The organism is Variovorax brevis (genome assembly GCF_030317105.1).
Classification (GTDB): Bacteria; Pseudomonadota; Gammaproteobacteria; order Burkholderiales; family Burkholderiaceae_C; genus Variovorax; species Variovorax brevis.
The window spans coordinates 488,504-512,939 of record NZ_JASZYG010000005.1 but is presented as its reverse complement, the minus strand read 5'-3'; the positions used below and the strand labels follow the sequence as shown (position 1 = coordinate 512,939).

At 63.3% G+C, this 24,436-nt stretch carries 23 protein-coding genes; 15 read left to right on the top strand and 8 right to left on the bottom strand.

Going from position 1 to position 24,436, the window contains the following annotated elements; translation table 11 throughout:
• Window positions 1–30 precede the first annotated feature (30 nt).
• Entirely contained in the window at window positions 31–705 is a 675-nt protein-coding gene (locus QTI66_RS18825; RefSeq protein ID WP_286561353.1) for a Crp/Fnr family transcriptional regulator, read from the bottom strand.
• Window positions 706–880: 175 nt separating this feature from the next.
• On the opposite strand from QTI66_RS18825, the gene trxB reads away from it, so the two are divergent.
• The 3 genes from trxB to rpmG all read left to right on the top strand — a co-directional run bounded on the left by trxB (window position 881) and on the right by rpmG (window position 2,556).
• Window positions 881–1,831, top strand: coding sequence for a thioredoxin-disulfide reductase (gene trxB / locus QTI66_RS18820; RefSeq protein WP_286561352.1), 951 nt, complete (start codon window positions 881–883; stop codon window positions 1,829–1,831).
• 301 nt (window positions 1,832–2,132) lie between these two features.
• Window positions 2,133–2,366, top strand: coding sequence for a 50S ribosomal protein L28 (gene rpmB / locus QTI66_RS18815; RefSeq protein WP_081265743.1), 234 nt, complete (start codon window positions 2,133–2,135; stop codon window positions 2,364–2,366).
• Between the two features lie 16 nt (window positions 2,367–2,382).
• Window positions 2,383–2,556, top strand: coding sequence for a 50S ribosomal protein L33 (gene rpmG / locus QTI66_RS18810; RefSeq protein ID WP_007830291.1), 174 nt, complete (start codon window positions 2,383–2,385; stop codon window positions 2,554–2,556).
• 149 nt (window positions 2,557–2,705) lie between these two features.
• On the opposite strand, the gene QTI66_RS18805 is transcribed toward rpmG, so the two are convergent.
• From QTI66_RS18805 to purN, 4 genes are all read right to left on the bottom strand, one after another.
• Window positions 2,706–3,920, bottom strand: a complete 1,215-nt coding sequence (locus QTI66_RS18805) for a DesA family fatty acid desaturase (protein ID WP_286561351.1) — start codon at window positions 3,918–3,920, stop codon at window positions 2,706–2,708.
• Between the two features lie 158 nt (window positions 3,921–4,078).
• Window positions 4,079–5,350, bottom strand: a complete 1,272-nt coding sequence (locus QTI66_RS18800) for an RsmB/NOP family class I SAM-dependent RNA methyltransferase (RefSeq protein ID WP_286561350.1) — start codon at window positions 5,348–5,350, stop codon at window positions 4,079–4,081.
• Window positions 5,351–5,399: 49 nt separating this feature from the next.
• A complete protein-coding gene (locus QTI66_RS18795) occupies window positions 5,400–7,259 on the bottom strand; it encodes a M48 family metallopeptidase (protein WP_286561349.1) in 1,860 nt (619 codons plus the stop codon).
• A 120-nt stretch (window positions 7,260–7,379) separates the two neighbouring features.
• Window positions 7,380–7,961, bottom strand: coding sequence for a phosphoribosylglycinamide formyltransferase (purN, locus tag QTI66_RS18790; protein WP_286561348.1), 582 nt, complete (start codon window positions 7,959–7,961; stop codon window positions 7,380–7,382).
• An 86-nt stretch (window positions 7,962–8,047) separates the two neighbouring features.
• Between purN and QTI66_RS18785 the strand changes: the two genes are divergently transcribed.
• From QTI66_RS18785 to QTI66_RS18775, 3 genes are all read left to right on the top strand, one after another.
• Window positions 8,048–9,229: an acyl-CoA dehydrogenase family protein gene (locus QTI66_RS18785; RefSeq protein WP_286561347.1), complete on the top strand. Its 1,182-nt coding sequence runs from the start codon at window positions 8,048–8,050 to the stop codon at window positions 9,227–9,229.
• A 12-nt stretch (window positions 9,230–9,241) separates the two neighbouring features.
• Window positions 9,242–10,357, top strand: a complete 1,116-nt coding sequence (locus QTI66_RS18780; RefSeq protein ID WP_286561346.1) for an acyl-CoA dehydrogenase family protein — start codon at window positions 9,242–9,244, stop codon at window positions 10,355–10,357.
• 357 nt (window positions 10,358–10,714) lie between these two features.
• A complete protein-coding gene (locus QTI66_RS18775; protein ID WP_286561345.1) occupies window positions 10,715–11,062 on the top strand; it encodes a hypothetical protein in 348 nt (115 codons plus the stop codon).
• Window positions 11,063–11,258: 196 nt separating this feature from the next.
• Here QTI66_RS18775 and QTI66_RS18770 read toward each other — a convergent pair whose 3' ends face one another.
• On the bottom strand, window positions 11,259–11,816 hold the full coding sequence (locus tag QTI66_RS18770) for an HNH endonuclease (RefSeq protein ID WP_286561516.1): 558 nt from the start codon (window positions 11,814–11,816) through the stop codon (window positions 11,259–11,261).
• A 140-nt stretch (window positions 11,817–11,956) separates the two neighbouring features.
• On the opposite strand from QTI66_RS18770, the gene QTI66_RS18765 reads away from it, so the two are divergent.
• From QTI66_RS18765 to QTI66_RS18750, 4 genes are all read left to right on the top strand, one after another.
• The gene (locus QTI66_RS18765; protein ID WP_286561344.1) at window positions 11,957–12,982 is read left to right on the top strand and encodes a bifunctional riboflavin kinase/FAD synthetase; all 1,026 of its coding nucleotides are present in this window, start codon (window positions 11,957–11,959) and stop codon (window positions 12,980–12,982) included.
• Window positions 12,983–13,168: 186 nt separating this feature from the next.
• On the top strand, window positions 13,169–16,024 hold the full coding sequence (gene ileS, locus QTI66_RS18760; RefSeq protein WP_286561343.1) for an isoleucine--tRNA ligase: 2,856 nt from the start codon (window positions 13,169–13,171) through the stop codon (window positions 16,022–16,024).
• Window positions 16,024–16,524 (top strand): signal peptidase II, encoded by a 501-nt coding sequence (lspA, locus tag QTI66_RS18755; protein ID WP_286561342.1) that lies wholly within the window; start codon window positions 16,024–16,026, stop codon window positions 16,522–16,524. The genes ileS and lspA overlap by 1 nt, the downstream gene beginning before the upstream one ends.
• Before the next feature lie 53 nt (window positions 16,525–16,577).
• The gene (locus tag QTI66_RS18750) at window positions 16,578–18,233 is read left to right on the top strand and encodes a Na/Pi cotransporter family protein (protein WP_286561341.1); all 1,656 of its coding nucleotides are present in this window, start codon (window positions 16,578–16,580) and stop codon (window positions 18,231–18,233) included.
• Window positions 18,234–18,250: 17 nt separating this feature from the next.
• Here QTI66_RS18750 and QTI66_RS18745 read toward each other — a convergent pair whose 3' ends face one another.
• Both QTI66_RS18745 and QTI66_RS18740 read right to left on the bottom strand, forming a co-directional pair.
• Window positions 18,251–18,550, bottom strand: coding sequence for a hypothetical protein (locus tag QTI66_RS18745; RefSeq protein ID WP_286561340.1), 300 nt, complete (start codon window positions 18,548–18,550; stop codon window positions 18,251–18,253).
• Window positions 18,551–18,659: 109 nt separating this feature from the next.
• Entirely contained in the window at window positions 18,660–18,899 is a 240-nt protein-coding gene (locus tag QTI66_RS18740) for a hypothetical protein (RefSeq protein WP_286561339.1), read from the bottom strand.
• A gap of 112 nt (window positions 18,900–19,011) precedes the next feature.
• Here QTI66_RS18740 and QTI66_RS18735 point away from each other — a divergent pair, with 112 nt between their 5' ends.
• From QTI66_RS18735 to QTI66_RS18715, 5 genes are all read left to right on the top strand, one after another.
• A complete protein-coding gene (locus tag QTI66_RS18735) occupies window positions 19,012–19,920 on the top strand; it encodes a LysR family transcriptional regulator (protein ID WP_286561338.1) in 909 nt (302 codons plus the stop codon).
• Window positions 19,921–19,992: 72 nt separating this feature from the next.
• Window positions 19,993–20,922: a histone deacetylase family protein gene (locus tag QTI66_RS18730; RefSeq protein ID WP_286561337.1), complete on the top strand. Its 930-nt coding sequence runs from the start codon at window positions 19,993–19,995 to the stop codon at window positions 20,920–20,922.
• Between the two features lie 286 nt (window positions 20,923–21,208).
• Entirely contained in the window at window positions 21,209–22,231 is a 1,023-nt protein-coding gene (locus tag QTI66_RS18725; protein ID WP_286561336.1) for a Bug family tripartite tricarboxylate transporter substrate binding protein, read from the top strand.
• A gap of 121 nt (window positions 22,232–22,352) precedes the next feature.
• Window positions 22,353–22,874: a tripartite tricarboxylate transporter TctB family protein gene (locus QTI66_RS18720; protein ID WP_286561515.1), complete on the top strand. Its 522-nt coding sequence runs from the start codon at window positions 22,353–22,355 to the stop codon at window positions 22,872–22,874.
• Window positions 22,875–22,896: 22 nt separating this feature from the next.
• Window positions 22,897–24,426: a tripartite tricarboxylate transporter permease gene (locus QTI66_RS18715; RefSeq protein ID WP_286561335.1), complete on the top strand. Its 1,530-nt coding sequence runs from the start codon at window positions 22,897–22,899 to the stop codon at window positions 24,424–24,426.
• Window positions 24,427–24,436 lie beyond the last annotated feature (10 nt).

Sequence of the window (24,436 nt, the reverse complement as noted above, 5' to 3'; positions counted from 1 at the left end):
CGCCAAAGGCGTTGCCCTCGCCGCTGGGCGTCAGGTGAGCGATGAGAGTCGATCCTTGACGTACATCGAGCCGTCGGGCTGCGTCTGGACGAAGCCGCGTTCTTCGAGATCCTTCATGACGCGGCTGACCATTTCGCGCGAGGCGCCGACCATCTTGGCCAAGTCCTGGCGGGAGATCTTCTCGCGCACCTTGAGGTTGCCCGCGCCGTCGTCCACGGCGAACTCGAGCAGCGAGCGGGCGACGCGGCCGTATACATCCATCAGCGCCAGCGACTCGATCTTGCGGTCGGCGTGGCGCAAGCGGGCAACGAGACCACGCATGATGTTGTAGGACATCGAGGAGTTCTCGGGCAGGCAGCGCGAGAACGCTTCGCGGCCGAGCATGAGCACGTCGGTCTGCAGTTCGGTGCGAACGGTGGCCGAGTGCGGTTCGTCGTCGATGAGGCTCATCTCGCCGATATAGTCGCCCGGCTGCAGCGTCGCGAGAATGACCTCGCGGCCGCGGCTGTCCGTGCTCATGACCCGTGCGCGCCCCGTGAGGATGATGTAGAGCGCATCGGATTTTTTGCCTTGCTCCACGACGATCTCGGCACGCTTGAAGCGTTTCTTGACAATCGCATCGGCAATGCTTGCCGACTGCGACGCTGTCAGCGCCGAGAACAGCGGGACACGGCGGAGCAATTCAAGATTGGACAGCATCGACATTCAGGATCCCTCGAAAAGACGCGCAGTCGAATCCAATGGATTCATACAATCGCGCGCATTGAAAACGTGCTGGCATCCGGATTGAACCGGACAGTGATACTCGGTATCTACCATTTCTCCCCAAAATGTACACGCACCGGGCGTGCAATTTCTACAGGTTTATAGGCTTTCCACCATGTCATCGACTCAACACGCCAAGGTCCTCATCCTCGGCTCGGGCCCCGCAGGCTACACCGCCGCTGTCTACGCCGCACGTGCGAACCTCCAGCCCATGCTCATCACGGGCATCGCCCAGGGCGGTCAACTCATGACAACGACCGACGTCGACAACTGGCCCGCGGATGTTCAAGGCGTGCAAGGCCCCGAGCTCATGCAACGTTTTCTTGAACATGCAGAGCGCTTCAAGACACAGATCGTGTTCGACCATATCAACAAGGTCGATCTCAGCAAACGGCCATTTACCCTGACGGGCGACAGCGGCACCTACACCTGTGATGCGTTGATCATTGCCACGGGCGCATCGGCCAAGTACCTGGGCCTGCCGTCTGAAGAACACTTCATGGGACGCGGCGTGTCGGGCTGCGCCACCTGCGACGGCTTCTTCTATCGCGACCAAGAGGTCTGCGTGATCGGTGGCGGCAACACGGCCGTGGAAGAAGCGCTGTACCTGTCCAACATCGCCAGCAAGGTCACGCTGGTGCATCGCCGCGACAAGTTCAAGGCCGAGCCCATCCTCGTTGACAAGCTCCATGAAAAAGTAGCCGAAGGCAAGATCGATCTCAAGGTGCACAACACGCTCGACCAGGTCTTGGGCGACGACACCGGCGTCACGGGGGTTCGCCTCAAGAACACGCAGACCGGCAAGACCGAAGACCTCGATCTCAAGGGCTGCTTCATCGCGATCGGTCACCATCCGAACACCGACATCTTTGAAGGCCAACTCGAAATGAAGGGTGGCTACATCATCACGCGTTCGGGTCTGCAAGGCTTTGCAACCATGACCACGGTGCCGGGTGTGTTTGCGGCGGGTGACGTGCAAGACAACGTGTATCGCCAGGCGATCACCAGCGCAGGCACTGGTTGCATGGCGGCGTTGGACGCGCAGCGCTTCCTGGAACAGGAATAAGGCTGCCACCTCGCTTGCTCAACGGCTTTTTCACGGCGCGACCCTTCCGGCCGCTCCAAAAACGGCCGGCCTGCCCTGGTGGGCAGCTGCCGAAGGGGCAGGAAGTGCGCGGCGGCAGGCGAGAAAGATTTTTCGGGCTATAATCTTTGGCTTTGCTGAACTTGCGCCGTCATGGCGTCTTGGCAATCCGGGGTACCGCCACCCGTTTCTGGCGAGGTCAAGCTGCAAAACACCACGCGACACCTTGTTGCGGGAGCTCCCGGGCTCCATCGGTCCAGCTGTTGAATGAAAGAGTGTCCTCATGGCACGCGTATGTGACGTCACGGGCAAGGGCCCGATGGTCGGGAACAATGTTTCCCACGCCAACAACAAAACCAAGCGCCGGTTCCTCCCGAACCTGCAATACCGTCGTTTCTGGGTCGAAACGGAAAACCGCTGGGTTCGCCTGCGTGTTTCGAGCGCTGCCCTGCGCCTGATCGACAAGAACGGCATCGACTCTGTGCTCGCAGACCTGCGCGCACGCGGCCAAGCTTAAGTAAGGAGCTCACATCATGGCAACGAGCAAAGGCGGACGCGAAAAGATCAAGCTGGAATCCACCGCGGGTACCGGCCACTTCTACACGACGAGCAAGAACAAGAAGACGATGCCTGAAAAGATGTCGATCATGAAGTTCGACCCCAAGGCACGCAAGCACGTCGAATACAAGGAAATCAAGCTGAAGTAATTCGGCCTGCTCCAACAAGAAAACCCGCTGTGATCCAGCGGGTTTTTTGTTGCCCGATCGATATTCATGCCCAGACCAACGGCAGGCATAAAAAAACCGACCTCGCAAGGCCGGTTTTTTGACAGGCCGCGCGGGCCCTCAGGGTCTGATCAGGCGCGGGCGGCGCGCAGGCGAACCGAGAAGTCGCTCAGCGCAGCGATGCCGCTGGCCTCTGCACGGCGACACCAGGCCGCCAGGTCAGCCGCCAACTGTTCGCGCGATTGCGAGGTGTTGAGCCACATCTGACGCAACTCTTCGCGCATGGTCACCATCTTGTCGAGCACCGGATGGGCCGCACGAGCCTGCACCAGCGCCGGACGAGCCGATGCCGGCACCTTGTCATCGTCACGGTGCAACCAGCGCTTGGCGCCCTTTAGCACCGACAGGTCGGCACCCTTGGCCTTGAGCTGTTCGATCTCGCCCTTGCAGGCGCGGCGCATTTCACGCGCATAGCGGGCCATGACTTCGTAGCGGTTGGCGATGACGGCCTCGAGCGTCTTTTCATCCGCAACGGGCTGTACGGCGCCCAGTTGCAGCTTCGGCGGCACCTTCTTGACCTTGGCCCAGCCGATGGCTTCCATGGCGCGGATGTAGACCCAGCCGATGTCGAACTCGTACTTCTTGACCGAGAACTTGGCCGAGGTCGGGTACGTGTGGTGGTTGTTGTGCAGCTCTTCGCCGCCAATGATCAGGCCCCAGGGCGTGATGTTGGTGCTGGCGTCAGGCGCCTCGAAGTTGCGATAGCCCCAATAGTGGCCAATGCCGTTGATGATGCCGGCGGCGGTGATCGGGATCCACAGCATCTGCACGGCCCAGACCGTCAGGCCCAGTGCACCGAACAGCGCCACGTTGATGATGAGCATCAAGCCCACGCCTTGCCAGCTGAAACGGCTGTACAGGTTGCGTTCGATCCAGTCGTTGGGCACGCCGTGGCTGAACTTGGCGATGGTTTCCTTGTTCTTGGCTTCGGCGCGATACATCTCGGCGCCGCGCCACAGGACGTTTTCGATGCCGCGCGTTTGCGGGCTGTGCGGGTCTTCTTCGGTTTCGCACTTGGCGTGGTGCTTGCGGTGGATGGCAACCCATTCACGCGTGACCATGCCCGTGCCCAGCCAGAGCCAGAAACGGAAGAAATGTGAAGGAATCGGGCCGAGGTCCATCGCGCGGTGCGCCTGCGTGCGGTGCAGGAAGATGGTGACGGCGGCGATGGTGATGTGCGTGGTGGCGAGCGTGTACAGCACGACCTCCCACCAGGTGAGGTCCCACAAACCGTTGGCGAGCCATTCGACGGCCGCACTCAAAACGGCAGAGTCAGGAAGAAGCAACTTGGATACTCCATATGGCTGCACGAAGGTGCCGCCTTATCGTTGAAGCTTCCGATTTTAAAGGATCGGGCCAAAAAAAGCCTTTGATTTCCCTCAACAAATCTGGTTAATCACTCCCTTTGGGCGCTTTCACCTAATTTGCCGGAAACATCGATTAACTATTTGCGCTTCCAGATGGCAGCAAAAAAGCCGTCCGTGGCGTGGCGGTGCGGCCAGAGGCGGAGGTAGCGCGCGCCGCTCTCGCCGCCCGTGCACAGGGCGGCGGAATGCTCGACCTTCAGGCCCGCCAGCAATTCCCCGGCGTCCAGCACCTCGAAATCGGGATTTGCAACGCTGAATTGCTGCGCAATGGCCTCGTTTTCTTCCGGCAGGATGCTGCAGGTGGCGTAAATCAGGCGTCCGCCCGACTTGACCAGCCGCGAGGCGCTTTGCAGGATGGCCGCCTGCTTGACGGTCAACTCCTCGACCGATTTGGGCGACTGGCGCCACTTGAGGTCCGGGTTGCGCCTGAGCGTGCCCAGGCCCGAGCAAGGCGCATCGACCAGCACCCGGTCGATTTTCCCGGCCAGGCGCTTGATGCGCTCATCCCGCTCGTGGGCAATCGCTGCCGGATGAACGTTCGACAGCTTGCTGCGGGCCAACCGCGGCTTGAGTGCGTCCAGGCGATGTGCGGACGTGTCGAAAGCGTAAAGGCGGCCTGTGCTGCGCATGGAGGCCCCAATGGCCAGCGTCTTGCCGCCCGCGCCGGCGCAGAAGTCGACGACCATTTCGCCGCGCTTGGCGTCCAGCATGAGCGCCAGCAGTTGCGAGCCTTCGTCCTGCACCTCGATCGCCCCGCGAGCGAAAGCGTCCAGCTTGGTCAGCGCCGGCTTGCCATCAATGCGCAGGCCCCATGGCGAATAAGGCGTGGCAGCAGCCTTGATCCCGGCCAGCTTGAGCTCCGCCTGCACGTCCTGGCGCTTGTCGGTGAGCGCGTTGACGCGCAAATCGAGCGGCGCAGGCTGCTGCATCACTTCCACGAGCTTCCAGAACTCGTTGCCGAGTTGCGCCTTGAGCGGCGCGACCATCCATTCGGGCAGGTTGTGGCGATGGCGCTCCATCAGATCGGCGATCTGTATGGCGTCGCAGGCGTCCAGCCAGCGCGCCTCAGTCTCGTTCAGCGCGCTGCGCAGGAAATCGCGCGGCCCGTGGAACCCCAGGATCGCCATGCGGCGCTCCTTGGGCCCGGAGCCCGAGGGCGAGAAATGGTCGAACTGCAGCTTCTTGCGCAGCACCGTGTAGACGGTCTCCGCCAGCGTCGCACGCTCGCGCGGACCCATCTCGCGATGGTCGCGGAAGTAACGGGAAACGACCGCATCGGCCGGGTGATCGAATTTCAGGACGAGGCCGACGAGTTCCGCCGACGCATCCAACAAGGCTCTGGGGTGCATCCCCCGATTGTCCCATTGACACCCATCGGCGCGTCGCCGCGCAGATGTTTCAGGCTGCAGTGCGCGTCCAGAACGCCCCGCGCGCGTTGCGCTCGATTTCCTCTAGCGTCGGCGCGTGGCCGGCCCACAGCACCAGCGCGGCACCAGGCAGGCTCAACGTCTGCTCGAGCTGGCGGCACAGGTGATAACGGTCTTCGTCGGCCATACCCGGCAGGTCCACGAACAGGATGTACGCGCGCCGCCACGGAAATTCCCGGAGCGCCTTCCGCACCAGCCACGCACGGGAAATCGGGTGGCAGCGCACCAGGTCGGCCTGCAGTTCGCCGGCTTCGAAGTCACTCAGGTCGTGGCGGGTGATCTGGCTGAAATAGGGCGTGGAGGTGATCTCTTCCCACGCGCGTCGCTCGGCTTCGTCCGCTTCTTTCAGGCGTGCGCGCCACAGCTTGAGCCCCGTTTCGTCGTGCGGCCCGGCATCGGGGTTTTCCAACAATGCCACAGCGCTCGTGGCCGCCCACCACCGGCTGGCGGTGCCGGACGCATAGAGGCGGTCGAGCACTGGAAGGCGCGCGGCGCGGTCGGTGGGCGACAGCATCTGGACGTAGCCGCGCAGGGCACCGGCGTGCTCAGGCGTGAGTTCCAGCGCACGCTCGTAGCGGGCACGCACGTCGGCGTTGGCGTCCAGGCGCCGCTCCAGATCCGCCCACTCCACCATCTCATCCGCGTTGTTGCGACGCTCGCTGGCGGCCAGCGCATCGATGCGCTCGCGCACCCGCGCCAGGTAGCCAAAGTGCTGCCGCCAGTCGTTGCCATGCTCGCGGCACCATTCGCGGTCAAAGTGCTCGATCCATTTCTGGCCGCGATCCGCCAGCATTTCAAGCGCAGGCTTGGTGGACCAGTCCGGCAACTGGGCCTTCTCCTCGAAGGCTTCGAGGCGATCACGCAAGACGGGATGGGTGTCGTCTACGCCGCTCACGCGGGTCATGGCCATGCGCAGGGCCTCGCGGGCAAAGGCGGGGTCGGGCGCCCGGCGGAACTCAGTTCGCATGGCGGAAAACGGCCCGACAGGGAGCGGCTCGGTGGAGGCGCGCGCCCAGTGCGCAGGCCAGAAGGTGTCGGCGTACCAGGCGCTCTTGACGGCGATTTCCGTCAGCGCCGCAGCCGCCACCGACGTGCCCAGCAGCTTGGCAGAGATGCGGTCGGCCTCGTATTCATCCTGCCGCGCCAGCGCGAAGGTGCGCGCCGCAAAGCGCGGAAAGTACCAGCGAAAGAAAGCCTGCGACACCGCCGCCATCACGCCCTCTTCCTGCTGCAGGCTCGCATCGAGCTTGAGCCATGAAAGACGTGTGCGGTAGATCCAGGCGCTCAGGCGGCCGTGGTTGCCGCGAAGGTGTCCATATTCGTGCGCGAGCACCGACAAGAGGCGTCGGCGATCCAGCGCCATCAAGAGCGGCAGACCCACGCTCAGATAGTTCACGGCGCCGCCCAGCAGGCCGAAGCGGGGCAACTGGCGGATGCTCGCGTTGAATTCGTCGTCCAGATAGACGTAGTGGACCGGCGGGCCATCGATGCGGTCGCGGATGCGGTCGAGCGCATCGAACAGGCGGGGCGCGTCCTCGCGTTCCAGCCGCACACCGGCGGGCTCTTCAAAAGTGACCCACAGAGCGCGCAAGGTCGCCCAGAGGAGGCCCAGCGCAAACAGCGCCATCCAGCCCCGCGCAAAAGTGAAACGGTCCTGACCCAGCGAGCTGGCAATCCACACCAGAAGGCCCACGGCCAGCAGCAGGCACGCAATGACCCATGCGTAGCCCAGCGCGGCGAATGCGGCAACGCTGCGCCGGTAAGCAACGCTGTCGTCGGCGCTGGCGTGCTCGCTCATGCGCACGAGATGTACGAAATCAGCCCGTTCCAAATCAATCCCTTAAATGGTTAAAAGAATGTTAAACGTGAAGATGTACATCGCAACTTCATGCGCTGTTTCGGTGCACCTTTCGTGAATTAAGCCCGTGGCGCCAAAGCCGCACGTGCTATGTCAGGCACGCAAAAAGGCTTCAATGGCTTGGGGATAGATGCGGTGCTCTTGCGTCAGGACGCGTTCGGCAAGCGCTTGAGGCGTGTCGTCCGCCAGCACCGGCACGACGGCCTGCGCAAGGATGTGGCCGTGGTCGAGGTCGGCCGTGACCTGATGCACTGTCGCCCCGTGCACGCGGCAGCCGGCCTCGATGGCCCGCTGGTGGGTGTTCAGGCCCGGGAAGGCCGGCAGCAATGAAGGATGGATGTTCAGCAGCCTGCCTTGGTAGCGGGCCACGAAGCCCGGCGTGAGGATGCGCATGAACCCCGCCAGCACAACCAATGTCGGTTGATGAACGTCGATCGCCTGCGCCAACGATGCGTCGAAAGCCTCGCGAGACGGGAAGTCACGGTGATTCACAACCGTCGTCGCAATCGCGTTGTCTTGCGCAAACGCGAGCCCACCCGCATCCACCTTGTTGCTGATGACAGCCGCCACGTGCGCATCGAACCTTTGCGCCCAGCGCATGCTCTTTGCCGCGTCCACGATGGCCCTCATGTTGGAACCACCACCCGAGATCAGGATCACAATGTTCTTCGTCATGCCGGGGCGGATTATCCTTGTGTCCCCGGCCGGACTATCGGTCGCGAACGAGCATGCTAAAAACCGGGATTCTCTGGAGACACTTCATGGATTTGGCCTTTACCCCCGAGGAACAGAAGTTCCGCGAAGACATCCGCGCGTGGGTCGCGGAAAACCTGCCCAAAGAGCTTTCGCACAAGGTGCACAACGCGCTCGAATTGACGCGTGACGACCTGCAAGGCTGGGCAAAGATTCTTGGCAAGAAGGGATGGCTCGGCTACGGCTGGCCCAAGCAATTCGGAGGGCCGGGTTGGACCGCCGTCCAGAAGCATTTGTTCGAAGAAGAAACCGCCCTTGCCGGCGCACCACGCATCATCCCCTTCGGCCCGGTGATGGTCGCTCCGGTGATCATGGCTTTCGGCAGCCCCGAACAGCAAAAGCGCTTCCTGCCCGGCATCGCCAGCGGCGAAGTGTGGTGGAGCCAGGGCTACAGCGAGCCGGGTTCGGGTTCCGACCTCGCCTCGGTCAAGACCAAGGCCGAGCGCAAGGGTGACAAGTACATCGTCAACGGCCAGAAGACCTGGACCACGCTCGGCCAATTTGGCGAGTGGATCTTCTGCCTGGTGCGCACCAGCTCCGAAGGCAAGCCGCAAACCGGCATCTCCTTTCTCCTGATCGACATGAAGTCGCCCGGCGTCACCGTGCGTCCCATCAAGTTGATGGACGGCGGCGTCGAAGTCAATGAAGTCTGGTTCGACAACGTTGAAGTGCCGGCAGAGAACCTCATCGGCGAAGAGAACAAGGGCTGGACCTATGCCAAGCACTTGCTCTCGCACGAACGAACCAACATCGCCGACGTGAACCGCGCCAAGCGCGAACTCGAGCGCCTGAAGCGCATCGCCAAGGCCGAAGGCGTGTGGGACGACCAGCGCTTCCGCGACGAAATCGCCAAGCTCGAAGTCGACGTGGTCGCGCTCGAAATGCTCGTGCTGCGCGTGCTCTCGGCCGAGAAGTCGGGCAAGAACTCGCTGGACATCGCGGGCCTGCTCAAGATCAAGGGCAGCGAGATCCAGCAGCGCTATAGCGAACTCATGATGCTCGCCGGCGGCCCCTACTCGCTGCCGCTGGTGCGCGAGGCGATGGAAGCCGGGTACCAGGGCACTTATCCGGGCGGTCACGTGGAACTCGCTCCCCTGACCTCCACCTACTTCAACATGCGCAAGACAACGATCTACGGCGGCTCGAACGAAGTGCAACGCAACATCGTCGCGCAAACCGTGCTGGGCTAAGGAGACAAGAAGATGGATTTCGATTTTTCCGACGACCAGCAACAACTGCGCGACGCGGTCGCCAAGTGGGTTGAAAAGGGCTACACCTTCGAGCGCCGCCAGGCGATTGAAAAGGCCGGCGGCTTCGCACGCGATGCGTGGGACGAACTCGCTGAACTGGGCTTGGGCGGTCTCTACATTCCCGAAGACGAAGGCGGATTGGGCATGGGCCCGGTCGAAGGCATGGTCGTCATGGAAGAGCTCGGCCGCGGCATCGTGCTCGAGCCGCTGGCGCAGGCTTTCATCGCGGGCGCCGTGCTCGCCGGACACGCCGACGAAGACACCAAGGACAACTGGCTGCCGCGCATCGCTGGCGGACAGGCGCTCATCGTGCTGGCCTACCAGGAACGCAAGGCGCGCTACAAGCTCGACGTGTGCGAAGCCAAGGCCACCAAGACCGCCAACGGCTACACGCTGAGCGGTGCCAAGAGCCTCGTGCCTTCGGGCGACGAAGCGGACGCCTACCTTGTGCCGGCCCAGCTGGACGGCAAGATTGCGCTCTTCTTGGTCGAGCGTGCCGCCAGCGGCGTCGAATCGAAGGGCTACGGCACGCAAGACGGCAGCCGCGCGGCGGAAGTCGTGTTCAGCAATGCCGGCGCAACGCTGATCGCGGCCGATGGCCTGCCGGTGCTCGAACATGCCGTCGACATCGGCATTGCCGCACTCTGCGCTGAAGCCGTGGGCGTGATGGACAAGACCCTGGCCATCACCGTCGAGTACATGAACACGCGCAAGCAGTTCGGCGTGAACATCGCGACCTTCCAGGCGCTGCGCCATCGCGTGTCGGACATGAAGATGCAGCTTGAACTGGCCCGCTCGATGAGCTACTACGCCAGCCTCAAGCTCAACGCGTCGGCCGCAGAACGCCGCCAGGCGATTGCACGCGCGAAGTATCAGCTCGGCGTGTCGATGCGCTTCATCAGCCAGAACGCCGTGCAATTGCATGGTGGCATCGGCGTGACGGACGAATACATCGTGAGCCACTACTTCCGCAAGCTCACGCAGCTTGAAATGTCCTTTGGCGACTCGATGCACCATCTGGGCGAAGTGTCCAGGCGCATGCAGGACACGGCCGGGGTGTTTGCCTGATCGGCTGATTCAGGCCAGTTCCATCCTTTTTGACGCCCGTCAGTGTTGCACTGACGGGCGTTTTCGTTTTCGGGTCGGATATGCCTGACAGCTCGGCTCCACAGTCAACAAGAATTGGAGAATATTTCTTATTGAAGATAAAGAATTGTCTTTATTGAATTCAGACTTTTCCTGTTGCACCTTCAAATACCCAGAATAGACCGCAAACAAGTTGACATTTGGATGACTATTGCAAACCCAAAGTCATCCAAACAGCCGCTTTCTATTTACAATTCATCCACACCCATTCAATAGCGCATTCAATCAATAGAGTTCGCCATTTGAAGGAATTCTTGATTGAATTAAAGGATGAATGAAATGCGTGAGATTCTCTTGATTTCGGCCCTCGTCGCTACAGTCGCATTGTGGGCAGGCAATGCAACGGCCGCGAATGGCCCCGTCGATGCCCGTGGTGCAAGCCAAGGCTGCTACAGCATCGTTCCGGCTGACTGCACCTCGGAGTCTGGCCGGTTGGGCGCCCGCATTGTCGGGAGCGACGCGCAACCTGATCTGGCCCGCGGACTCTTCAAGAACACAGGCTCGACGAGCGTCGTTGAACACAGCGCCTGGGATCAACTGGATACGCCGTTGAGGCCGACAGGGAGCACGGGCGGCTTCAAGCGGATCGATACCGCCGCAGGCGCAGTGCAAATCTCGAACGCTTAAGAAGCGGACCGGCGCGACAGCCCTCACCGAACCTGGAATTCCTAGGCAATCGGCAATCGCGAATTGGAGCATCGATAAAGCACGCGCCCACGGAAGCACATGCCTCCGCAGAGACGAATTGCACCAACGCTGATTCAGCCTTTAGTGGCCAAGCGTCAATTGCCTCTCAACGAGCGCAAAAAAACACGCGCCGCATTCACCCATGCAAGCGCGAGCTTTGCGGCAAATGCGCCATCAGGAACTCCATCTGGTCCGCCAAGATGCGGCGGTTGCGCAAAATGAAGTCTTCCCACAGGCTGGGCACATAAGGCGTATACAAAAGCGCCATGCCGGCTTGCTCCGGCGTGCGGCTGCTCTTGCGATGATTGCAAGGGCGGCACGCGGTCACGACGTTCATCCACGAATCCACGCCGTTCTGCGCAAACGGGATGATGTGCTCGCGCGTGAGGTCTTCTTCATGGAAGTGACCACCGCAATACGCACAGATGTTGCGATCCCGCGCAAACAACTTGCTGTTCGTGAGTCCGGGACGTTGCGTGAAAGGATTGATCTTTGGCACGCCCTTGGTGCCGATGATGCTGTTGACCGCGATCTGAGACTGCATTCCTGTGACAGCGTTCGTTCCGCCACGGAACAGGGCCACCTGTGCACCAACCTCCCAGCGCACCTCGTCAGCCGCATAGTGAGTCACCGCTTGTTCAAGCGAAATCCACGATTGCGGCAGCCCCTGGGCCGACAGCTTCAAGACCTTCACCACACACGCCCCCTCTTCAAAAAGAAGAACCTACGCAAATGAACGGATCCAACGCGTCACAATATATACCGCTTTCATGACAAATCGTCTGCGAAAGGCCATTGGCCGGGCGCAGCGTGCTATCAAAAAGATAATCCGCAATGCAGACATTCCGTGGCTTTCGCCACCCCGAGGTCGCCAGGGCCTGCGCCTTGACGATCGGCAATTTCGACGGCGTTCATCGTGGCCACCAGGCCATGCTGGCCCTGTTGGCCACCGAAGCACGCCATCGGGGGCTGCCCAGTTGCGTCCTGACCTTCGAACCCCACCCGCGCGACTACTTCGCGCAGGTCGCCAAGAAACCTGAACTGGCGCCCGCCCGCATCGGCACCCTGCGCGACAAGCTGGGCGAACTGGCCGCCTGCGGTGTGACCCAGACGGTGGTGCTGCCCTTTGACGCGCGCCTCGCATCGAAGTCGCCCGATGAATTCATCGACCAGGTATTGATCGAAGGACTCGGCGCCAAATACGTGCTGGTGGGCGACGACTTCCGCTTTGGCGCCAAGCGCGCGGGCGACTACGCCATGCTCGACGCGGCTGGCGAGGCGCGGGGCTTCGACGTGGCACGGATGAACAGCTACGAAGTGCACGGCCACCGCGTGTCCAGTTCCGCCGTGCGCGAAGCCCTGGCCGCCGGAAACATGAGCCACGTGCAGACGCTGCTCGGCCGCCCCTACGCCATCTCGGGCCACGTGGTGCATGGCCGCAAGCTCGGCCGCGCCCTCGGCGCGTCATCGCCGGGCGGCATCGACGGGTTCCGCACGCTCAACATGCGCTTCTCGCACTGGAAGCCGGCCGCCAGCGGCATCTTCGCGGTGCTCGTGCATGGCCTGGTCGACAAGCCTCTGCCGGGCGTCGCCAACCTCGGCGTGCGGCCCTCGCTGGATGCCAACGACGTCAACGCCGGGCGCGTTCTGCTGGAGACGCACTGCCTCGAATGGCCGTCCGAACTGGGCGAGGAAGGGGCCTACGGTAAAATCGTACGCGTGGAACTTCTACACAAACTGCACGACGAGCTGCGCTACAACAGCCTCGAGGCCCTGACGGCCGGCATCGCGAAAGATCGCGACGATGCCCGTGCGTTCTTTGCGTCCACGCACCGGCAGACCACGCGCGACCGAATTTGAGCGGCGGAAGGTTTCGCTTCGCTCTGCGGCGCGCCCCATCGCGCCCGCTGCTGCCCACGATTCTTTCCGCCTGTCCCCGCAAGTCGAGCCAGCCGCCACGACCGGCCGCTGCTCGCGAACAGAACATTTAAGGCGCCGCCCGAAAACGACGCCCACCCGGACACTTCGGAATACCTCGGAAACATCATGGCTGACACTCCCACCGACAGCGCTGCTGACTATCGCGCCACGCTGAACCTGCCCGACACGCCCTTCCCCATGCGCGGCGACCTGCCCAAGCGCGAGCCGGGCTGGGTCAAGGAATGGAACGACGAAGGCCGCTACCACCGCCTGCGCGACGCCCGCCACGGCGCGCCCAAGTTCATCCTGCACGACGGCCCGCCCTATGCCAACGGCCAGATCCACATGGGCCACGCCGTCAACAAGATCCTGAAGGACATGATCACCAAGGCGCGCCAGCTCGAGGGCTACGACGCGCTGTACGTGCCCGGCTGGGATTGCCACGGTCTGCCGATCGAGAACGCCATCGAGAAGAAGTACGGCCGCAACCTGAGCCGCGACGAGATGCAGGCCAAGAGCCGCGCCTATGCCACCGAGCAGATCGCGCAGCAGATGGTCGACTTCCAGCGCTTGGGCGTGCTGGGCGAGTGGGACCATCCGTACAAGACCATGGACTTCGCCAACGAGGCGGGCGAGATCCGCGCGTTCAAGCGCGTGATCGAGCGCGGCTTCGTTTATCGCGGCCTCAAGCCCGTGTACTGGTGCTTCGACTGCGGCTCCTCGCTGGCCGAGTTCGAGATCGAATACGCCGACAAGAAGTCGCAGACGCTGGACGTCGCCTTCAAGGCCCATGACCCGATCGCGCTGGCCACGGCCTTCGGCGTTCCGGTGATCGAAAAAGACGCCTTCGCCGTCATCTGGACCACCACGGCGTGGACCATCCCGGCCAACCAGGCGATCAACCTCAACCCCGAGTTGCAGTACTCGCTGGTCGACACCGAGCGCGGGCTGTTGATCCTGGCCGACTCGCTGGTCGAGATGTGCATGAACCGCTATGCGCTCGATGGCAAGGTGCTGGCCACCGTCAAGGGCGAAAAGCTGGGCGGCCTCGAATTCGAGCACCCACTGTACGACGTCGATGCCGGCTATCGCCGCTTGTCTCCGATCTACCTGGCCGACTACGCCACCGCCACCGACGGCACGGGCCTGGTCCACTCCTCGCCGGCTTACGGCGTGGACGACTTCAACTCCTGCATCGCGCATGGCGTGGCGTATGACGACATCCTGAACCCGGTGCAAGGCAACGGCTCGTACGCGCCGGAGTTTCCGCTCTTCGGCGGCCAGAACATCTGGAAGGCCGTGCCGGTCATCATCCACGCCTTGCGCGACGCCGGCCGCCTGCTGGCCACGGAAGCGATCACGCACAGCTACCCGCATTGCTGGCGCCACAAGACGCCGGTGATCTACCGCGCCGCCGCCCAGTGGTTCATCCGCATGGACGAAGGCGAAGGCGTGTTCACCAGGGACAAGGCGGAGAAGACCTTGCGCCAGACCGCGCTGGAAGCCATCGAACAGACCAGCTTCTATCCGGAGAACGGCAAGGCGCGCCTGCACGACATGATCGCCAACCGGCCCGACTGGTGCATCTCGCGCCAGCGCAGCTGGGGAGTGCCGATTCCGTTCTTCCTGCACAAGGATTCGGGCGAACTGCATCCGCGCACCATGGAGATCCTCGACCAGGCCGCGGCCATCGTCGAGCAGGGCGGCATCGAGGCGTGGAGCCGCGTCACCGCCGAGGACATCCTCGGCGCCGAAGACGCGCCCCACTACACCAAGAGCACCGACATCCTGGAGGTGTGGTTCGACTCCGGCTCGACCTTCTTCCACGTGCTGCGCGGTACGCACCCCAACGTGCACCACGACGCCGGTCCCGAGGCCGACCTGTACCTGGAAGGCCATGACCAGCATCGCGGCTGGTTCCACTCGTCGCTGCTGCTGGCGTCCGCGCTGGAAGGCCGCGCGCCGTATCGCGGCCTGCTGACGCACGGGTTCACCGTGGACAGCCAGGGACGCAAGATGAGCAAGTCGCTGGGCAACGGCATCGACCCGCAAGAGGTCAGCAAGAAGCTCGGCGCCGAAATCATCCGCCTGTGGGTGGCCGCGAGCGACTACTCGGGCGACATCGCCGGCGACGACAAGATCCTCGCCCGTGTGGTCGATGCGTATCGACGCATCCGCAACACGCTGCGCTTCCTGCTTGCGAACACCAGCGACTTCGACATCGCAAAAGACCTCGTGCCTTTCGAAGATTTGCTGGAGATCGACCGCTATGCGCTCAGCCGCGCGTCGCAGTTCCAGGCCGAGATCCTCGCGCACTACAAGGTCTATGAATTCCACCCGGTGGTCTCCAAGCTGCAGGTGTATTGCAGCGAAGACCTCGGCGCGTTCTACCTCGACGTGCTCAAGGACCGCCTCTACACCACCGCCGCCGGCTCGCAGGCACGTCGCAGTGCGCAGACCGCACTCTGGCACATCCTGCAAGCCATGCTGCGCTGGATGGCGCCCTTCCTGAGCTTCACGGCCGAGGAAGCATGGAAGTTCTGCGCCACCGAGGACGGCAAGGGCCACTCGATCTTCACGCAGACCTACCTGGACCTGGGCACGCCCGACGAAGCCCTGTTGGCCAAGTGGAACCGCATCCGCGAAGTACGCGACGTGGTCAACAAGGACATCGAGGCGGTGCGTGCGGACGGCAAGGTCGGCTCGTCGCTGCAGGCCAACGTGCAGCTCACGGCCAGCGCCGACGACTACGCCCTGCTCGCCAGCCTGGGCGACGACCTGAAGTTCGTGCTGATCACCTCGGCGGTCGAACTCATCGAAGGCGGCGAACTTGCAACGCGGGTGGTGCCGAGCACGGCGCTCAAGTGCGAGCGTTGCTGGCACTGGCGCACCGACGTCGGCCACGACGTCGACCGCCCCACGCTGTGCGGGCGCTGCACCACCAACCTCTACGGCGCCGGCGAAGTGCGCAAGGTGGCTTGATGGCGCGCTCCAGGCCTTCGGGCGGCTCGCAAGGCATCTGGCCCTGGCTGGGCATCGCGCTGATCATCGTCATCGTGGACCAGTTCACCAAGACGCTGATCCTGGGCTACTACCAGTACGGGGACCAGACCGTCGTCACGAGCTTCTTCAACATCGTGCGCGCCCACAACACGGGCGCGGCGTTTTCCTTCCTGGCCGATGCGTCGGGATGGCAGCGCTGGATGTTCACGGGCATCGGCGTGGCGGCGGCGGCATTCATCATCTGGATGCTCAAGTCACACGCGGGCCAGAAGCTGTTCTCGCTGTCGATGGCCCTCATCCTCGGCGGCGCGATCGGCAATGTGATCGACCGGATGATGCACGGCTACGTCGTGGACTTCCTGGACTTCCACTGGGGCACCCAGCACTTCCCGGCCTTCAATGTGGCCGACAGCGCCATCACCCTGGGCGCCGTCTTCCTGATCCTGGACGAACTGCGACGCGTGCGGCGCGCCCGCTGAAGCGCCGCGCGGATGCCCTGCGCGGATTCGTCCGCGTATAGTCTTCGGCATCCATGAAACATTTGTTGAACTTACTGGCAGCCGTTGCGCTGCTGGTTTGGGGTACCCATCTTGTCCGCACGGGCGTGATGGGCGTGTTCGGCACCAACCTGCGCAAGTTCTTGGCGCGCAGCATGCGCAACCGGTTCACGGCTGCGCTGTCGGGCATCGGCGTCACGGCGCTGGTGCAGTCGAGCACGGCGACTTCGCTGATGACCTCCTCCTTCGTCGGGCAAGGCCTCATCACCTTGCCTGCCGCATTGGCGGTGATGCGCGGTGCGGATGTGGGGACCGCCCTCATGTCGGTGCTGTTCTCCACCGACCTTTCATGGCTCTCGCCCCTGTTCATCTTCGTGGGCGTGGTGCTCTACATCTCGCGCTCGGCGACCGCGTGGGGCCGCGTCGGGCGGGTGTTCATCGGGCTCGGCCTGATGCTGCTGGCCCTGCAGCTGGTGGTGGCTGCGACGGGGCCGCTGTTCGATTCACCCCCCGTACGTGCGCTGCTTGCGTCTCTCACCAGTGACGTGCTGCTGGAGATCACCATCGGCGCGGCGCTGGCTGTGGTCGCCTATTCAAGCCTGGCCATCGTGCTGCTGGTGGCCGCGATGGCGAGCTCGAATGTGGTGCCGCTCGACGTGGCGCTGGGCCTCGTGCTCGGCGCCAACCTGGGCAGCGGACTGCTGGCGGTGCTGACCACGGCCCGGGCCTCCATGACCGTGCGGCGGGTGACGGTGGGCAACCTGCTGTTCAAGCTGCTGGGCGTGGCCGTTGCAGCGCCCTTCGTCGGGCTCTATCTGAACCATGTTCGACCGTATGTGAACGCGACGCAGCTGGTGGTGCTGTACCACCTGGCCTTCAACGTGGTGATGAGCATCTGCTTCATCGGCCTGACAAACTGGGTCGCCAAGTTCGTCACCCGCATGCTGCCCGAGCCGGCCGAGCCGGTGGCCAGCGGACGGCCCCAGCATCTGGACCCCTCGGCGCTGTCGACGCCGAGCTTGGCCATTTCCAACGCGGCGCGCGAGGCGCTGCACCAGGCCGACGTCGTCGAGACCATGCTCATCGGCATGCTCAACGTCATCCGCCACAACGACCTGCAGCTGGCCGAGGAGCTGCGCAAGATGGACGACACGGTCGACAAGCTCTACTCGGACATCAAGTACTACCTGACGAAGATCTCGCGCGAGGCGCTGGGCGAATCGGAAAGCCGCCGCTGGACGGACATCATCAGCTTCACCATCAACATGGAGCAGATCGGCGACATCATCGAGCGCGTGATCATCGACATCGAGGACAAGAAGATCCGCCCGCAACGCAATTTTTCAGAGGCGGGCATGCGGGAGATCGTCGAGCTGCACGAACGCCTGGTGGCCAACCTGCGGCTGGGCATGAGCGTGTTCCTGAATGGCAACGTGCGCGACGCGCAACGCTTGCTGGAAGAAAAGGCGCGCTTCCGGGACCTTGAACATGCCTACGCCAGCACGCACCTGGCGCGCTTGTCGGAGCAAACGGCGTCGAGCATTGAAACGAGTTCGCTGCACATCGACCTGATCAGCGACCTGAAGCGCATCAACTCGCACATCTGTTCGATCGCCTACCCGATCCTGGACTCGGCGGGGGCGCTGGCGCCAAGCCGCCTTCGGACGTCGCGGCTGGGGTCGCTCGAGTAGTTGTTGAGGCGGCGGCGCTAGTGCGCGGCCAGCTGCGCGCGCGTCACGTTCTCCTGGTGCACCTTGAGCAGCCACTCGTACCAAAGGCAAAGCGGCATGGTGACGAAGGCCATGCCAATGACGTAGATGAGCAGGCCCATCATGGGAAAGTCGGCACCGTCCCGGTAGGGGATGCATGCGAGCACCGCCGCGATGGTGATGATGGCCATCACCGCCTTCAGGGCGCGGCCCATGAAGGTCGTGCGCCGCAAGCCCTGGGGATCGAACTTCTCGCTGTCCGCGCGTGAGTATTCGCGCTTGCCGCCGTCAATTTCCATAGCCTCTCCGTGATCGAAGGCTCCCCTGCCGCTTCATCCTACGCGGCTGGAACCCGGATCAACCTGGAGGCTTCCCTGGCGCGCAATAGTTGGGCGCCAGGGCAACAAGTTAGCGCAGGCCGATGCGCGAGGCGCGCCTTCTCAGCGCCGCAGCGCGCGCAGGGTCCGTGGCTTCGGCAGCGTGGGCGTCGGTCAGCAAGCTGCGCATCTGCTCGACTTCCCCGAGGATCTTGTTCGGGCTCGCCAGCGCCTTCAGCAGCATGAAGGTTTCCTCGGCGAAGGCCTCGACGACAGCCGAAAAGCCGTCGATGGCAGCAGACCCCCTGGTCGTGCGGTTGAGCGTTGTCATGGCGGAACTCCTTGAGAGACTGGGGCCCATCATCCGCAGCCCTTTGCAATAAGTACAACGATATTTATTGCCAATTCCATGCAAAATAATTGCATTCAACCCGAGGCAATCCATGGACATCAACCTGGCGCGCACCTTCCTCGAAATCGTTGCAACGCGCAGTTTCCAGCGCGCCGCCGAGCGTTTGCACGTCACGCAGACCTCTGTGAGCGCACGCGTTCGCACGCTGGAGGAACTGCTCGGCCGCACCCTGTTCGTGCGCAACAAGGCCGGCGCTGCGCTCACCGTCGCGGGCGAGCATTTCCTGCCCCACGCGACCACGCTGGTGCAGGTGTGGGAGCGTGCGCGCCAACAGGTCGCCGTGCCGACCGGCAGCCGCGCGGTGCTCTCCGTGGGTTGCGAAGTCAGCCTGTGGCATCCGCTCTTGCCCCGTTGGCTGATGTGGATGCGCGCTCGCGTGCCCGACCTCGCCATCCGCACCGAGGTCGACTTCCCGCGCGACCTGCTCGACCAGGTAGCAGCCGGCGTGCTGGACATCGCCATCGCCTACGCCCCGCAGCAGCGCCCGGGGCTGCGCGTGGAGTTGCTCATCGAGGAAAAGCTCATCATGGTCACCACCGACAAGCGCCTGCGCACGCCCCAGGCCGCGCACTACGTCAACGTCGATTGGGGCCCCGAGTTCGCGGCGCAGCACGACCTGGCTTTCCCCGAACTCTCCAACGCGCCCGTGCGCGCCGGGCTCGGCCCCCTGGGGCTGGAATACGTGCTGGCCGCTGGCGGCACGGGCTACTTCCGCCTCGACGTGGTTCGAAGCCATCTGGAATCCGGCCGCCTGCGCCGCGTTCCGGGAACGCCGGAGTACCTTTATCCGGCCTATGCGGTCTACGCCGTCGGCGCCGAACCCACCATCGTCGACGCCGCGCTCGAAGGCCTTCGTCAGGTGGCCAACCCGACACCAAAGCCCGCCACGACCCGGGCGAAGGCCGGGAAAACGCCCAGACCGCGCCTTCCGAAAAATTGACACAGGTCAAGTGACGGGCGCTTCGGGCGGGCACAGAATGCCCGTCAAACAAGCATCCGGGGCTCTTTGCACATGACGACGCTGATCTACACCCATCCGGCCTGCCTCGATCATCGTCCGGGTCCGCATCACCCCGAGTCGCCAGAACGCCTCATGGCCGTGCTGAAGGCTTTGAAGACGCCGGAGTTCGCGGACGTGGAGTGGCGCGACGCACCGCGCGGGTCGCGCGAACAGGTGCTGCTGGTGCACACGGAGGATTACGTCGAGTTGGTCGAGTCCCTCTCCCCCACCGAGGGCTACCAGGTGCTGGACGCCGGCGACACCATCATGTCGCCGGGCACGCTCGAAGCGGTGATGCGCTGCGTGGGCGCGGCGTGCGCCGCGGTCGATGCGGTGGTGGCCAGGGAAGCACGCAATGCGTTCTGCGCCACACGCCCTTGCGGCCACCACGCCGAGGCCGATCGCGCGATGGGTTTTTGCGTCTTCAACCAGGCCGCCATTGCCGCGCTGCATGCGCGTGCGAAGCATGGCCTCAAGCGCGTGGCGGTCGTCGACTTCGACGTGCACCATGGCAACGGGACGCAGAACACTTTCAGCAACGATCCGGACCTGTTCTATGGCTCGTCGCACCAGTCGCCGTTTTACCCCGGCACCGGCGCGCGCCACGAAACCGGCGTGGCCCACAACATCGTCAACGTGCCCTTGTCGCTGGCGTGCGACTCCGCCACCTTCCGCGCGCGCATGTCGGCGGACATGCTGCCGGCGCTTCGCGAATTCGGCGCGGAACTGATCATCCTGTCGACCGGCATCGACGCGCATTTCAAGGACCCGCTCGGCGGTCTCAATTTCAAGGACGACGACTTCCACTGGATCACGCGCGAGCTCATGCAGATCGCCAACGAATCCGCACACGGGCGTGTCGTCTCGATTCTTGAAGGCGGCTACAGCCTCGAAGCGCTGGGCACCGGCACCGCAGCGCATGTGCGTGCGCTCATGACATAGCCTGCGCGTTTCGCGCCGCGGCATTCAACTTCGACATCAGTAAGACATTTCTCTTCATGGTGTTTGCGTTAAGTTTTTTGCTGCGCGCCTTTGCGCGCGCCAACTCATACTGTCCACATGCGCGCGACCCATCCCCAAGGGCGCGGGCATACCCCGATACGGCATTTTGGAAAAGTTGACCGAGGTCAATTTGCATCGCAGCGCCAACGCGCAGCATCGGTTTCGTTGGGGAGTTCCGCCACAAATTCATAACTACGAGAAAGGCGAACTGTTCAGGAGACAAGTGATGATCGAGAGACTCTTCGCGCGCAGCCGGGCTTGCAGAACCAAACTCTGCGCTACTGCCCTGCTTGCACTGTCGGTTGCTGCCCCCGCGTTTGCGTGGGAGCCAACCAAGCCCGTCGAGTTCGTCGTGCCGGCAGGCACCGGCGGCGGCGCAGACCAGATGGCTCGCCTGATCCAGGGCATCGTCATCAAGCACAAGCTGATGAAAGAGCCACTCATCGTCGTCAACAAGTCCGGTGGCGCTGGCGCCGAGGGCTTCCTGGCAGTCAAGGAAGCCAAGGGCGACCCGTACAAGATCGTCATCACGCTCTCGAACCTCTTCACCACGCCGATGGCCACCGGCGTGCCCTTCAACTGGAAGGACATGACCCCCGTCGCCATGATGGCGCTCGACCAGTTCGTGCTGTGGACCAACGCGGACGAGCCCTACAAGAGCGCGGCCGAATACATCGCCGCAGCCAAGGCGGCAGGCCCCAACAAGTTCAAGATGGGCGGCACCGGCTCCAAGCAGGAAGACCAGATCATCACCGTCGCGCTGGAGAAGGCAACCGGCACCAAGTTCATCTACGTGCCCTTCAAGGGCGGCGGCGAGGTGGCCGTCCAGTTGGTGGGTGGTCACATCAACTCCACCGTCAACAACCCGATCGAAGCCGTGGCCCAGTGGCGTGCCGGCAAGCTGCGCGCGCAGTGCGTGTTCGACGAACAGCGCATGCCCTTCAAGGCCAAGGTGACCGACACGCAATCGTGGAACGACATCCCGACCTGCAAGGAAGCCGGCGTGCCGACGGCCTACACGATGCTGCGCGGCATCTTCATGCCGCCGGGCATCAAGCCCGACGAACTCGCCTTCTACGTGGACTTGCTCACCAAGGTGCGCGCCACGCCTGACTGGGCCGAGTACATGGAAAAAGGTGCGTTCAACCAGACCTTCCTGACGGGCGAACCCTACGCGAAATGGCTCACCAAGGCCGAAGCAGATCACAAGACACTGATGACCGAAGCGGGCTTCATGGCCCCGAAGTGACCGGACGGGCGCACGCCCACGCGCGCGGCGTGCTGCCCCCTGCTGCGATTGCCCTGCCGCCCGCGCAGGGCAAGTTCGGCTACGCGCCCATTTCATGACTTTCTTCGAGGATGGAGGCTCCATGGAGCACGAGGATTCTTCCGGCAGCGCCGTGCGCAAAGGCGTTGCCACCAATGTGGTGGACGCCGTGGTCGCGGCGGTTCTGCTCGTCATCGGCATCGTGGTCATCGTGGAAAGCCGGCGCCTGGGCGCCGGCTGGACCAGCGATGGCCCTGGCTCCGGCTACTTTCCCTTCTACATCGGCGTGATCATCACGATCTCGGCGCTGGGCATCTTCTACCAGGCCATCCTCGGCAAGAACAAGAACACCGAGGTGTTCGTCGACAAGGAACAGCTCAAGCGCGTGCTCTCGGTGCTGCTGCCGGCCACGGTGTACGTGCTGGGCATCTCGCTGATCGGGATCTACGTGGCCTCGGCGATCTACATCGCCCTGTTCATGATCATCCTGGGCAAGTTCTCGTGGGTGAAGAGCGTGATCGCGGCGCTGGCCGTCAACGTGCTGTTCTTCCTGATGTTCGAAGTGTGGTTCAAGGTGCCGCTCTTCAAGGGCAAGCTCGATCCGCTGGCCTTCCTCGGCTACTGAACCCCCACGGAGCAAACGCGAAATGGAAGAAATCAACGCCCTTGCGCAGGGCTTCGCCGTGATCCTGAGCCCCATGAACATCGGCCTGATGTTCGTGGGGATCATCCTCGGCGTGCTGATCGGCGTGCTGCCCGGACTGGGCGGCGCCAACGGCGTGGCGATCCTGCTGCCGCTCACCTTCACGATGTCGCCGACCTCGGCGATCATCATGCTGTCGTGCCTCTACTGGGGCGCACTGTTCGGCGGGGCCATCACCTCGATCCTGTTCAACATTCCGGGCGAGCCCTGGTCGGTGGCAACCACCTTCGACGGCTACCCCATGGCGCAGCAGGGCCGCGCCGGCGAGGCGCTCACCACGGCCTTCACTTCGTCCTTCGTGGGCGCGCTGGTGGCGGTGATCATGATCACCTTCCTGGCGCCGCTGGTGGCGAAGTTCGCGCTCAAGTTCGGCTCGCCGGAATTCTTTGCGGTGTACCTGCTCACTTTCTGCAGCTTCGTGGGCATGGGCAAGGGCTCGCCCTTCAAGATCCTTGCGTCGATGGCGCTGGGCTTTGCACTGGCCTCGGTCGGCATGGACACGGTCACCGGCCAGCTGCGCCTGACCTTCGGCCAGGCCGAGCTGATGCGCGGCTTCGACTTCCTGATCGCCGTCATCGGCTTGTTCGGCATCGGCGAAATCCTGCTGTCGATGGAAGAAGGCCTGAGCTTCAACGGCCAGACGGCCAAGATCGATCCCAAGGTGGTGCTGCAAACCTGGAAGAAGCTGCCCCAGTACTGGGTGACCTCCGTGCGCAGTTCGCTCATCGGCATCTGGATGGGCATCACGCCCGGCGGCGCCACGCCGGCGTCGTTCATGAGCTATGGCCTGGCCAAGAAGATGTCGAAGAACGGGTCGAAATTCGGCACCGGCGAAATGGAAGGCGTGGTCGCACCGGAAACCGCGGCGCACGCGGCCGGCACCAGCGCGCTGCTGCCGATGCTGGCACTCGGCATTCCGGGCTCCCCCACCGCGGCTGTGCTGCTGGGCGGCCTGCTGATCTGGGGCCTGCAACCGGGGCCGCTGCTCTTCGTCGAGCAGAAGGACTTCGTGTGGGGCCTGATCGCGTCGATGTACCTGGGCAACATCGTCGGGCTGATCGTGGTGCTGAGCACGGTGCCGCTCTTCGCGTCGATCCTGCGCATTCCGTTCTCGATCATCGCGCCGGTGATCATCGTGATCTGCGCCATCGGCGCCTACACGGTGCACAACGCCATGCTGGACATCTGGTTCATGCTGGGCTTCGGCATCGTCGGCTACCTGTTCAAGAAGCTCGACTTTCCGCTGGCGCCGCTGGTGCTGGCTCTGGTGCTGGGCGACAAGGCGGAAGACTCGTTCCGCCAGGCCATGCTGGTGTCGCAAGGCGACGTGATGATCATGTTCTCCAACCCGCTGGTGGGTGGCATCACCACGCTGGCGCTCGTGCTTCTGTTCTGGCCGTTGATCTCCAAGCTGATCGCGCTGATCAAGCACCCGAAGGTTGACGAATTTGCAAGCGAACGGCCGGTGGACTGATGAAGGAAAA